Here is an 11,771-nt window from a genome sequence, read left to right as displayed (position 1 = left end):
CACTTTCAGCATTGGCCGAACGCAATTGAGGTGGCAAGGCGGCGCGGATGAAGCTCGCCATTCTCGAGACCGGACGCCCTCCCGGCGACTTGGCCATGCGGTTCGGCAATTATCCCTCAATGTTCGCGCAGATGCTCGGGCCGCAATTCGAGATCGAGAGCTTCGACTTAGCGGCCGGCCAGCTACCGAGCGGGGGCGGCCATGATGCCCTCCTGATCACGGGATCGCCGGCGGGGGTGTACGAGGACCTGCCGTGGATTCCGGCCCTGCTCGATTTCATCCGCTCCGCCGGGAACCGCAAGATGGTGGGCATCTGCTTCGGCCATCAGGCGATGGCGGAAGCGCTGGGCGGCAAGGTCGAGAAGTCCGACAAGGGCTGGGGCGCCGGGCTGCACAGCTATAGCGTCGAACATGCCGAGCCGTGGATGGATTCGGCCGCCGAAATATCCGCTCCGGCTTCGCACCAGGACCAGGTGGTCATTCAGCCGCCGCGTACGGAAATCACCGTCGCCTCCAATTTCACGCCTTATGCTGGCCTCGCATGGACCGACCGGCCTGCCATTTCATTCCAGTTTCATCCCGAGTTCGAACCGGCTTTCGCCAAGGCGCTCATAACCGAGCGGTACGACCGCGTTCCCAATCCCGAGGCCGCCATCGCCTCGCTGGATCAGCCCAACGACAATCACCGCATCGCGGACTGGATCCGCCGTTTCCTGACATCCAACGGAGAAAGTGAATGAAGACCCGCGCCGCCGTCGCCTTCGAGGCCAAGAAGCCGCTCGAGATCGTCGAACTCGACTTAGAGGGCCCGAAAGCCGGTGAGGTTCTGGTCGAGATCATGGCGACCGGCATCTGTCATACCGATGCTTACACGCTTGATGGCTTCGACAGCGAAGGCATCTTCCCGTCGATCCTCGGCCATGAGGGCGCGGGCGTGGTTCGGGAAGTCGGCGAGGGCGTCACCAGTGTGAAGGCCGGCGACCACGTGATCCCGCTGTACACGCCCGAGTGCGGCAAGTGTAAAACCTGCCTGTCGGGCAAATCCAACCTCTGTACGGCCATCCGCGCCACGCAAGGCAAGGGCCTGATGCCGGACGGCACCAGCCGCTTCAGCTACAAGGGCCAGACCATCTATCACTATATGGGCTGCTCGACCTTCTCCAACTTCACGGTGCTTCCTGAGATTGCAGTAGCGAAGATCCGCGAGGACGCGCCGTTCAAGACTAGCTGCTACATCGGTTGCGGAGTGACGACCGGCGTCGGCGCGGTAATGAACACCGCCAAGGTCCAGCCGGGTGATAACGTCGTTGTGTTCGGCCTCGGAGGCATTGGCCTCAACGTCATCCAGGGCGCGAAGCTGGCGGGTGCCAATACAATCCTCGGCATCGACATCAATCCCGACCGTGAGGAATGGGGCCGCCAATTCGGCATGACCGACTTCCTCAACACCAAAGGAATGACCCGCGAGGATACGATCGCGAAGATCGTCGAGATCACGGACGGCGGCGCCGACTACAGCTTCGACGCCACTGGCAACACGGAAGTCATGCGCACCGCCCTTGAATGCTGCCACCGCGGCTGGGGTACCAGCGTCATCATCGGCGTCGCCGAGGCGGGCAAGGAAATCGCTACCCGGCCATTTCAGCTCGTTACCGGCCGCAACTGGCGCGGCACGGCGTTTGGCGGGGCCAAGGGCCGTACCGACGTGCCGAAGATCGTCGACATGTACATGGACGGGAAAATCGCCATCGACCCGATGATCACCCACGTCCTGACGCTGGACGAGATCAACAAGGGCTTCGATTTGATGCATGCGGGCGAGAGCATCCGCAGCGTCGTCGCCTACTAAGGGAGAGCATATGTTCAGCCACATCATGGTCGGGTCGAACGACCTCGACCGTTCGAAGACGTTCTATGACGCCTTGTTCGGCAAGGAAGCCAAGCGCGACGAGAAGGGCCGGCTAAGCTACGGCCGCAAGGGCGCGGTGTTCATGGTGTCGAACCCGATCGACGGCCAGGCGGCGACGCACGCCAACGGCGGCACGGTCGGTTTCGCCTTCGACAGCGAAGACGAGGTGAACGCCTGGCATGCCGCGGGCTGCGCGGCGGGCGGCAAACCGTGCGAAGACCCGCCGGGCTATAGAGGGAATGCGTTCGGTAAGCTCTACCTCGCCTATCTGCGAGATCCTGATGGCAACAAGCTTTGCGGGCTTTACCGGCCGCAGCAGTGATGGAAATTATTTCCGAAAACCGGTCGCACGGCGGGCGGCAGCTGGTGGTGAAGCATGCGTCGAACTCAACCTCGACCGACATGACTTTCTCGATCTTCCTGCCGCCGCAGGTGGAGAACTGGCCATGCCCGGTTCTCTGGTATTTGTCGGGCCTTACCTGCACGCACGCTAATGTCACCGAGAAAGGCGAATATCGCGCCGCCTGTGCCGAACATGGCGTCATCTTCGTCGCGCCGGATACGAGCCCGCGAGGGGAAGGCGTTCCGGACGATGCCGAGGGTACATATGATTTCGGTCTCGGCGCCGGTTTCTATGTCGATGCGACGGAGGAGCCGTGGGCAGCGAATTACCGCATGTGGAGCTACGTCACCGATGAGCTTCCAACGCTGATCGCCGCCGAGTTCCCGGCCGACATGGACCGCCAGTCGATCACCGGCCATTCAATGGGCGGGCATGGCGCGCTGACCGTGGCGCTCAATCATCCGGACCGCTTCCGAAGCGTCTCGGCATTCGCGCCGATCGTTGCGCCGAGTCAGGTTCCGTGGGGACAGAAGGCGCTGGCAGGTTACCTGGGCGACGACCGCGCCGCCTGGCGCAGACATGATACCGTCGCTCTGATCGACGATGGCGCGTCCGTCGATGAAATCCTCGTGGATGTCGGCAAGTCCGACCCGTTCATCGAAAAGGAATTGCGGCCCGAATTGCTGGAGGAAAGCTGCAAGGCGGCTGGCATCCCGCTGACTCTTCGTCGCCATGCGGGATACGACCATAGTTACTATTTCATCTCGACGTTCATGGCCGATCACATTGCCTGGCATGCGGAGAGACTGAAGAGGGGATAGGGGCATGGCACTCAACCGCCGCGACTTCATTCAACTTGCGGCGGCCATGGGGGCCTCCCTCGCCTGGGTCGGAACGGCCCGCGCCTCCAAGGCGAAATGGATTGAGCGGCGCGAGCTGTTCCCTGAAGGCGTCGCGTCCGGCGATCCCGATCCGAACAGCGTCATCCTTTGGACCCGAAGGCCGTACGCGAGTGGCGGCCGCCAGATGCTCACCGTCGAAGTGGCTGAAGACGAGGCCTTCCACCGCGTTGTCGCCCATGCGTCGGCGCCGGTCTCGGCGGCGTCGGACTGGACCACCCGAGTCCTCGTCGGCAACCTCAAACCGGCGCATGTCTACTGGTACCGCTTCACCGATTCCGAAGGAAACGGCAGTCGAATCGGCCGGACCATCACCGCGCCCACGAAGAACGACCCGCGCGCCGTCAAATTCGCTTTCGTTAGCTGTCAGGGCACCAACGAAGGCAAGATGAACGGCTACCGCCGGATGATCTTCGAGGATGAGCGTGCCCGGCCGGAGGACCAACTCGGCTTCGTCCTGCACCTTGGCGATTTCATCTACGAGGTCGTGCAATATCCGGAGGACGGGAAGCCTCGGTTCGACCGGAAAGTCTATGAGGTTGCCCGGATCCCGGACGCGCTGAAGGTGTCCATTTTTCACATTCCGACGACGGTCGAGGGCTACCGGGCGGTCTGGAAGGGCCACCTTTCTGATCCTGACTTGCAAGATGCGCGCGCCCGCTGGCCCTTTGTGTGCACATGGGACAATCACGAATTCTCGTGGCAGGGTTGGCAGAGCATTCTGAAAAACCCGAAGTTCGAGCAGCCCGGACAGACGATCAAGGTTGCGGCCAACCAGGCCTGGTTCGAATATATTCCGGCCCGCGTGAAGGCGCCGAGCGGAACCTTTGACGAGTTCGGCTCGGTTCCGGTGAAGAACGTCAAGATCGAGAAATTCGGCGACGACGGCTTGGGCCTCGAGCCGAACAATATCGCCGCGATCAACAGCCTGATCGTCTACCGCACGCTGCGCTATGGCAGGCACCTCGACCTCATCCTCACCGACGAGCGAACCTTTCGCGGACCGAACCCGTTCGAGGAGTCGGCAACCGATAAGCTGGCCGACTGGGCCGATTATGGGATGTTTCCGGACGATCTGCTTCAGGTGCTCGACGGGGGGCGCGCGTTCAACGGCGGCAACCCGCCCGCCCAGATGGAATTCAACGGCGCAAAGGTTCCCAATCCGGCCAAGGGCAACCCGCCCCAGACCATCCTCGGAGGGAAGCAGAAGGCATGGTTCAAGGACCAGCTTAAGCGGTCAACCGCGACCTGGAAGATCTGGGGCAGTTCGCAATGTGTCTTTGAGCAGCGCGCCGATCCGGAGAATTTCCCGACTGGACTGACAAAGCAGAAATGGCCAGCGGGCCGGTTCGCCAATGTACAGGGCGGAGACTTCGGCAGCGCCTGGGTTGAGCGCGGCGAGATTTACGACCTCGTCCGCGACGCAAAGATCACCGGTTTCGTCAGCGTCGCCGGTGATTTGCACAGCTTTTGGGCCGGCTATGCCTCCGCCCAATTGCCGCCCGGCAATTTCCAGCCCATCGGACTGAGTTTCACCGGCGCGTCCATGACGAGCGTCGGTGCCGCCGAAGCGCATGAATATACGATCAAGAAGGACGATAAATTCCGACCGCTTTACCTCGCCGACCGGCCGGGTGCAGCGAAGCCTGAGCACACGTACAACATGATGCTAAGGCACGGTGTCCGGTCGTGCTTCGAATATGCTAAGTCGTTCGACCGGGCCAAGGCCTTGGCCCTATCCAACCCAGATGTCGCACCTCACCTCACGTTCGTAGATATCGGAGGACACGGCTATGCGACGGTGCAGCTGACCAAGGACGAAATGCGCACCGAGTTCGTTTGCATTCCTCGGCCGATTACCCGCAGTGATCGCGCCGATGGCGGCCCGCTTCGCTATCGTCTTGCGCACACGGCAAAGCTGTGGGCACCGGGTGAACGGCCGCGACTTCGGCAGGAGGTGATCGAGGGCGACCCGGGGCTGGGGATCTAAGCGTCCATTACCTTTGCGCAGCTGGCAGTCCGGCGCCTGCAAGGCCACGAGGCTCGACAAATTCCGCCGCTGCTGCCCAGCCGCCATAGCTTTCCTTGACGACAAAGGCGACCTGGTTGGCCCCTCGCCGCAGGGGGATGCTGACTGCATCCTTGAACCCGACGGTGCCCAGGAATTGCAGGTCTCGTGAAATGAAGGTGGCGTCGCCCTGAAAGACCTGCCGGCCGTTCACAAACATGTCGACGGTGTCGCTGTAGCCGAAGCGCATGAGTTGGGAGCCGTCCTTGTCTGCCGTGATTTCGAATTGCGCTACCACCGCGTTGCTATCCCCAGATTTGGCGGCGACCCGGGCGAGGTTGGCGATGCCGTTGGTTTCCACCTTGAGATCAGCCCATTTGGTGGCGGGTGCCGCCTTCCCCGCAGCGATCGCCAGGGCATCGGCCTGAGGCATGGAATGAGAAACGCGCCAGCGGCGCACCAGGCCGGCGGGCGCATAAAGCGACGGCACGGGCATGTCCGCCGGGCGGCTTATCGGATCCAGGCTGTAGCGGACGTTGGCATAGAAAGTCTGGTTGAAGGGAAACCGCGGTCCAAAGGAGGATGCAAAGGAGACATAGCCCGCAGCCTGCCCAGTCTTAAGCTCAGGAATGCGCAGAGACAGGTGGCCGTTCATGAAGACGTCGGCAGAGTCCGGGTAGATTCGAACCTGCACATGGTTCCAGCCGCCTCGCTTGAAACCTTCCTCACTCGAAAACTCTGGCCCTGCATAGATTTGCCAGCCCTGGTCGCCATTGAACACCGGTGTGTACTCGGTGGAATCGGCCATGCCGCTGCGGTCGGCGCGGAGGTAGAAATACTCGTATTGACCCCTGTCGCGCCCGTGGAACCTCAGACCGCTGTACATTGGCGCCTCAGAGGCGAAGAGAATGTCGAATTCGACAATTCCGCTCGCAAGGTCGGGAATTTTGAGCGTGGCGACGCCGTCCTGCAGTCGGAGCGCCTTCTGGCCAAGCGCCTCCGTCGGGTGAACGTCCGCTCCGGCGAATGTCCAATGCGCCTCATCGAATGGCGCATCATGAAACACCGCATGCGCTGACGCCTGGCTAGAAATCCACAACAAAGAAATCGGAAGGGCGATCTGGGCCCATTGTCTCATGATAGACCTCGGCCACGGGAATGCATGCGCGACAGGCCTTAGTTCGCCTTTCCCGTGGTTGAAGTTACGACGCGGATTTCGCGCGCCCTTCCTATCGGGGCGATTTGGCCGCTATCTGTTCGCGATGATGAACTGGCAGGCTGAAGCATATTCAGTTGGTGGAGCGCTGGCGGTCGGGCTGCTGGTCGGCATCGAGCGCGGCTGGAAACAACGCCGAGAAAAGCCGGGGTCGCGGATCGCGGGGGTGCGGACCTTCACCTTGTTGGGCCTCGGAGCGGGCATCGCAGGGCTGATCGGAGCGCGCGGCTATTCCCTTGCTGCGGGGGCGCTCATCGCCGGCGGAGTGGGCCTGATGACTTACGGCTTTGGCCGCGAGCTAAAGGCGCAGCGCGATTCAACCACCGCCGTTGCTGCCTTGTTGACCCTGGCTATCGGTTTCCTTGCCGGGTCCGGGAGCGCCGGGCTGGCGATTGCAGCAGCGGCAATCACGATCTCCGTTCTGGCGTTGAAGGCGGAGATTCACAGCTTTCTGGATAAGCTGGACGAAGAGGATGTGAAAGCGCTCGCCCGTTTCTCGGTCATTGCGTTGGCGGTCTTGCCCTTCCTGCCCGACCAGCCCTTCGGCCCCTTCGATGCGTGGAATGCGTCGAAGCTCTGGTGGGTGGTCATCCTGGTCACCGGCTTCTCCTTCGCTGGCTATGTGGCCAACCGCATCTTCGGCGAGCGTCACGGGACGATCGCGACGGCGTTGATTGGCGGCGCTTACAGCTCGACCGCCGTCACGCAGTCGCTCGCCCAACGACTTGGCCAGGACAATTCGCCCGGCGCCGAGGACGCCGGCATCGCGCTGGCGACGGCCGTAATGTACCTGCGAGTTCTGGTGTTGGTAGGCTTACTTGCGACGCGTCTAACCATTCCGTTCCTAATCGTGGTCGCACCGCCGCTAATCGTCAGTTGGCTGGCTGGCTGGTGGCTCTACCGCAACGCGCCGAAATGCGATGCACCGGCCGCACCGGGGAATCCGATCGCGCTGCTTCCCGCGCTGGGCTTCGTCCTCTTCCTGGCAGTGGCTGCCGTAGCCGCGCGCTGGGCACAGGGTCGCTTCGGCGAGCAGGGCATCGCGTGGCTTTTGCTGTTCATGGGCAGCCTCGATGTCGACGCCGCGATCGTCACCGCCGGCAACTTGCCGCCGGATGCCATTGCGCCGCAACTGGCCGCCCTGGCCCTAGGCGGTACGATCCTAGCCAACATGGCGGTAAAGCTCGGCATCACCCTAGCCTATGCCCGCAAAAAGAGCTTGTCGGCGGCACTTGCCTTGCTGGCAAGCATGGTGACGCTGGCTGCAAGCCTGGTCATCGGCGGGTTGAGGTTGTGAGGAGCACGCCGTCACCCACGTGGTGACCGCTCTAGCATCGGATGTTAGTCCGCCACCGACTGGCGCTTGCGATATTCGGGAAGTGGCAGGCCCGCCTGTGACCAGTTTTCCAGCTCCACTTCCTCGAAGATCACCCAAGTTCGATCGAGGGGCTTCCGAAGGACGTCGAGCAGCAGTTGGGCGATGCCTTGGTAGATCTCCGCCTTCTGCTCGGCCGTAACCCGATCGGCGCCTGGGACTGACCCTTCCCGGGTAACCTGAACTGTAACCATTGGCATGGATTGCCTCCTTTGGGTTTAACCCTCAGTGACCGGCGATCTGGCCGCCATCGACATGCAGGATCTCGCCCGTCACGAAGTGCGCAGACTCAAGGTACAGGACAGCGTCGACAATCTCGCTAATCTCTCCCATCCGCTTCATCGGATGGAGACCGGCGAGGAATTCGTGCGTTTCCTGGGCGTGCATTGGCGTTTTGATGATGCCCGGGGAAACCGCATTGGCCCGAATTCCGCGACTTGCATATTCCACGGCGAGGCTCTTCGTGGCCGCGCCGATACCGCCCTTGGTCAACGACGCGAGGACGGACGGGACCTGGGACGTCGGGTGTTCGACCAGTGTCGTTGTGATGCTGACCACATGGCCGGAACCTTGCTTATCCATCGCCGCAACTGCTGGCTGCGTGATGTTGAAGAATCCGTTGAGGTTCGTTGCAACCACGGCGTCATACTGGCCCGCGGTATAGCTGGTAAACGGACTGGCAACGAAGATCCCGGCATTGTTGACCAATGTATCGACGCGACCAAACTTCTTGATCGCTTCCTCGATCACACGAGCACCTGTCGCGGGATCGCCAATGTCGCCAGCGACGGTCAATACATCAGGAATTGTTGACGGCTTGATCGAGCGTGACGTTGCAACGACCCGATAGCCCCCCTTTAGGAAGGCATCGACCAGGCCGGCACCGATGCCCTGTGAAGCGCCGGTGATAACGGCAACTTTGCGCACTTCACCCATAGCCATTTCCCTCTAGACTTGCTCTTGGGGCGCCCAATTGCGCCGATTGCGACCATTTAATTGGCGTCGCACCGCGAGAGAATAACCGGCAGCCGGCAGGCACTCTTCCGTAAATCGGATGAATAAGCGCCCGGTCTGCATTATCTTGCGTCGATTAGAGGCGTCTCGAGGAAGCCCGCCATGGATCGCATCGAAGCAATGAAGGTGTTTATTGCAGCACTTGATCAGGGCAGTTTGGCAGCTGCCGGCCGTCTGTTGAAACGGTCGCCGGCGGCCGTAAGTCGCGCCATTGCGTCCCTGGAAAACCAGGTCGGGGTCGAATTGCTCCATCGGACTACGCGAACAATCCGGTTAAGCGAAGCGGGCGAAAGATACGCGGCGGCGTGCCGCCGGATCCTGACCGAAATTGATGAAGCGGACTTGCTGGCGCTGGGCGAGAAATCGGCTCCGAGAGGTGTACTGACCCTAACGGCCCCGCCCGTAAGCGGAGAGGATATCCTGCGCCCGGTGCTGGACCGATTCCTCGACGCCTTCCCAATGGTGTCAGCGCGCCTGCTGCTCCTCGATAGGCAGGTGAACCTTGTCGACGAAGGCGTCGACATTGCGCTGCGGGTAGGAGACTTGCCGGACTCATCCTTGATTGCGACGCGGGTGGGCAGCGACGTCCGTCGTGTGGTCGTCGCTTCGCCTGAATATCTCGCCAGCCACCCGCAGATTTTCGAGCCGGTCGACCTCAGCGCTCACAAGATTATAGCATTCACCAACTTTGGCTTGGATAGCTGGACGTTTCCGCCTGCACCCGGTTCGTCAGTACCGCGAGCCGTTCGATTCAACCCGCGGCTGACTGTCAATTCAGTAAGAGCGGCCGTCACGTCCGCGGCTAAGGGCAAAGGGCTAACCCGCCTCTATTCTTATCATGTCGCCGACGCCGTCCGTGCTCGCCGCCTGCAGGTCGTGCTGGCCGATGCGGAATTTCCGCCGTTACCTGTTCACCTGCTGACACCGACCGGCAGAGCGTCGGTGCCAAAGGTCAGGGCGTTTCTGGATTTGGCGACGCCGCAGCTGAAAGCAATTTTCGCTCGACTTGCGGTCCAGTCTCGAGAGCTCCGCTAACGAAATCACTGCGCATATTAGGGAAGTTAAGGGGACAGTTCGTCCCGCTCCCGCAGTGTTCGGCCAAGGATGTGTTTGATCACAAGGAATTAGCTGGTGACCCCTACGGGAATCGAACCCGTGTTTCAGCCGTGAAAGGGCCGCGTCCTAACCGCTAGACGAAGGGGCCATGCCTGAAGGCAGGCCGCGCGCTTAAGGGAGGCTCCGCGCCCGGTCAAGCCGGTGCGGCGTCGTCCAGGTGCATTTCCGCGGCATTGCCGCCGTTCCACTCGTCGCGTTTGATCGATCCTGCCAGCCACCATGTCTTGTCCGCGGGCGATGCCAGCAGCGCCTCGCCAAGGGGCGTCTCCGCAGAACGGAAGGCAATCCATTTGAAGCTCTTGCCATCGGGGCCGCAAGCAATGCCGCGGACATGGCCGTTGCCGACGATCCCAACGCGCATCAGCCGGGCCGGACCGGCAGCGATCTTGGGATTCGGCCAGCCCGCACCATAGGGGCCGCCACTGTCCAGCTCGTCGCACAGGCCGCCCACCACGCCTCCGGGTGCAAGGGCCGCATCGAGCAGCAGCGCGCGGGCGCCGACCGCCTGTTCGATATCACGCGCCAGCCGTTCGCAAAGGAAGGCACGCAACGCCTCGACTCCGCTCGGCGCGACGGTGAGCCCAGCGGCCATGGCGTGACCTCCGCCGGCGATGAGCAGCCCGTTGTCTTTCGCCGCGAGGACTGCCGCGCCGAGGTCGACGCCGCTGATCGACCGGCCCGAGCCCTTGCCTGTGCCGTCCTCGTCTTCGGCGATAACAATAGTCGGGCGATGCAGTTTTTCCTTCAGTCGCCCGGCGACGATGCCGATAACACCGGGATGCCAGCCCTTGCCGGAGACGATGACGACCGGATCGGCGGCGTGCTCGGCGGATTGCTGCTCCGCGGCTTCGGTCACCAGCATCTCGATTGCCCGGCGTTCCTCGTTCAGCCGGTCTAATTCGACGGCGATGGTCCGAGCTTCCTCTGGATCGGTCGAAGTCAGGAGCCGAACGCCAAGATCTGACTTGCCGACACGACCACCGGCATTGATCCGTGGGCCGAGCGCGAAGCCAAGGTCGCGGCAGCTTGGTGCCTTCACCAGTCGAGCGGCTTCTGCAAGCGATGCGAGGCCGAGGTTCTTGCCTCCGGACATGACCTTCAGTCCCTGGGTGACGAATGCGCGGTTAAGCGTCTTCAGGCGAGCAACGTCAGCAACGGTGCCGAGCGCGACCAGGTCCAGAAGGTCAATAATCGATGGTTCCGCGGATTGCGTGAAGCGTCCGCGCTTGCGGAGTTCCCGTACCAGAGCGACGCCAAGCAGGAAGGCCATGCCAACTGCGGCGAGATGGCCGTGGGCTGCACCATCGTCGCTCTCATCCAGCCGGTTCGGATTGATGACCGCATAGGCCTTGGGCAGTTCGGCGGCACATTGGTGATGATCGCAGATGATGACATCGAGGCTGGCGTCAGCCGCAGCCTCCAAGGCGGCGAAGGCCTGCGCCCCGCAATCGACCGTGACGACCAGGTCGGCACCCGATTGCTTGAGCCGGACCAAGGCATCTCCGGAGGGGCCATAACCCTCCATCAGCCGGTCGGGGATATAGGTGCCCGCTTCAAGGCCAAGACGCCGAAGGAGCAGGACAAGCAGCGCCGAGCTGGTTGCGCCATCGACGTCATAGTCGCCGAAGATCGTGACCGCTTCCTGCTTTTCCACTGCGTCCGCAAGGCGTTCCGCCGCCTTGTCCATGTCCTTGAACACCGACGGGTCGGGCAGGAAGTCTCGGATCGTTGGCTGGCGATGGCGGGCCAGGTCGGACTGCTCGACGCCGCGCGCCAGCAACAACTGGTCGGTCAGCGACAGCGACAGGTCATCGCCGCCATTGCGCCGCCAGCGCCACGGCTGGCCAAGCAGTGACGCGGACACGCCGCAGGCAAAATCTTCCCGCCCCAT

At 62.2% G+C, this 11,771-nt stretch carries 11 protein-coding genes and 1 tRNA gene; 7 read left to right on the top strand and 5 right to left on the bottom strand.

Features of this window, described 5'->3' with window-relative positions:
• The first annotated feature begins 47 nt into the window (after positions 1-47).
• From LZ536_RS12550 to LZ536_RS12530, 5 genes are read left to right on the top strand one after another with little or no spacing between them, the layout of a single operon-like run.
• Positions 48-740 carry a type 1 glutamine amidotransferase gene (locus LZ536_RS12550; RefSeq protein WP_249849116.1) on the top strand — a complete coding sequence of 231 codons (693 nt, stop codon included), beginning with the start codon at positions 48-50 and terminating at the stop codon, positions 738-740.
• Positions 737-1,849 (top strand): S-(hydroxymethyl)glutathione dehydrogenase/class III alcohol dehydrogenase, encoded by a 1,113-nt coding sequence (locus tag LZ536_RS12545; protein WP_249849115.1) that lies wholly within the window; start codon positions 737-739, stop codon positions 1,847-1,849. The genes LZ536_RS12550 and LZ536_RS12545 overlap by 4 nt, the downstream gene beginning before the upstream one ends.
• Positions 1,850-1,859: 10 nt before the next feature.
• Positions 1,860-2,231 carry a VOC family protein gene (locus LZ536_RS12540; protein ID WP_249849114.1) on the top strand — a complete coding sequence of 124 codons (372 nt, stop codon included), beginning with the start codon at positions 1,860-1,862 and terminating at the stop codon, positions 2,229-2,231.
• A complete protein-coding gene (gene fghA, locus LZ536_RS12535) occupies positions 2,231-3,073 on the top strand; it encodes an S-formylglutathione hydrolase (protein ID WP_249849113.1) in 843 nt (280 codons plus the stop codon). The genes LZ536_RS12540 and fghA overlap by 1 nt, the downstream gene beginning before the upstream one ends.
• Positions 3,074-3,077: 4 nt before the next feature.
• Complete coding sequence (locus tag LZ536_RS12530) at positions 3,078-5,141, top strand: alkaline phosphatase D family protein (protein ID WP_249849112.1); 2,064 nt, start codon at positions 3,078-3,080, stop codon at positions 5,139-5,141.
• 7 nt (positions 5,142-5,148) lie between these two features.
• Here the strand turns inward: LZ536_RS12530 and LZ536_RS12525 are convergent, their stop codons facing one another.
• Complete coding sequence (locus tag LZ536_RS12525; RefSeq protein ID WP_249849111.1) at positions 5,149-6,297, bottom strand: hypothetical protein; 1,149 nt, start codon at positions 6,295-6,297, stop codon at positions 5,149-5,151.
• A 124-nt stretch (positions 6,298-6,421) separates the two neighbouring features.
• Here LZ536_RS12525 and LZ536_RS12520 point away from each other — a divergent pair, with 124 nt between their 5' ends.
• Positions 6,422-7,672, top strand: coding sequence for an MgtC/SapB family protein (locus LZ536_RS12520; protein WP_249849110.1), 1,251 nt, complete (start codon positions 6,422-6,424; stop codon positions 7,670-7,672).
• Positions 7,673-7,716: 44 nt separating this feature from the next.
• Here LZ536_RS12520 and LZ536_RS12515 read toward each other — a convergent pair whose 3' ends face one another.
• Positions 7,717-7,950: a tautomerase family protein gene (locus LZ536_RS12515; RefSeq protein ID WP_249849109.1), complete on the bottom strand. Its 234-nt coding sequence runs from the start codon at positions 7,948-7,950 to the stop codon at positions 7,717-7,719.
• Positions 7,951-7,975: 25 nt separating this feature from the next.
• Positions 7,976-8,686 (bottom strand): SDR family NAD(P)-dependent oxidoreductase, encoded by a 711-nt coding sequence (locus LZ536_RS12510; protein WP_249849108.1) that lies wholly within the window; start codon positions 8,684-8,686, stop codon positions 7,976-7,978.
• A gap of 180 nt (positions 8,687-8,866) precedes the next feature.
• On the opposite strand from LZ536_RS12510, the gene LZ536_RS12505 reads away from it, so the two are divergent.
• Positions 8,867-9,799 carry a LysR family transcriptional regulator gene (locus tag LZ536_RS12505; RefSeq protein ID WP_249849107.1) on the top strand — a complete coding sequence of 311 codons (933 nt, stop codon included), beginning with the start codon at positions 8,867-8,869 and terminating at the stop codon, positions 9,797-9,799.
• A gap of 94 nt (positions 9,800-9,893) precedes the next feature.
• Here the strand turns inward: LZ536_RS12505 and LZ536_RS12500 are convergent.
• Positions 9,894-9,968, bottom strand: a tRNA-Glu gene (locus tag LZ536_RS12500).
• Positions 9,969-10,013: 45 nt separating this feature from the next.
• Complete coding sequence (gene recJ, locus LZ536_RS12495; RefSeq protein ID WP_249849106.1) at positions 10,014-11,771, bottom strand: single-stranded-DNA-specific exonuclease RecJ; 1,758 nt, start codon at positions 11,769-11,771, stop codon at positions 10,014-10,016.

The sequence above is a fragment of the Sphingomonas alba genome (assembly GCF_023516555.1).
GTDB classification, from domain to species: domain Bacteria; phylum Pseudomonadota; class Alphaproteobacteria; order Sphingomonadales; family Sphingomonadaceae; genus Sphingomicrobium; species Sphingomicrobium album.
Note: the sequence above shows the minus strand (reverse complement) of the source record. Positions and strands in the feature narration are given on the sequence as shown.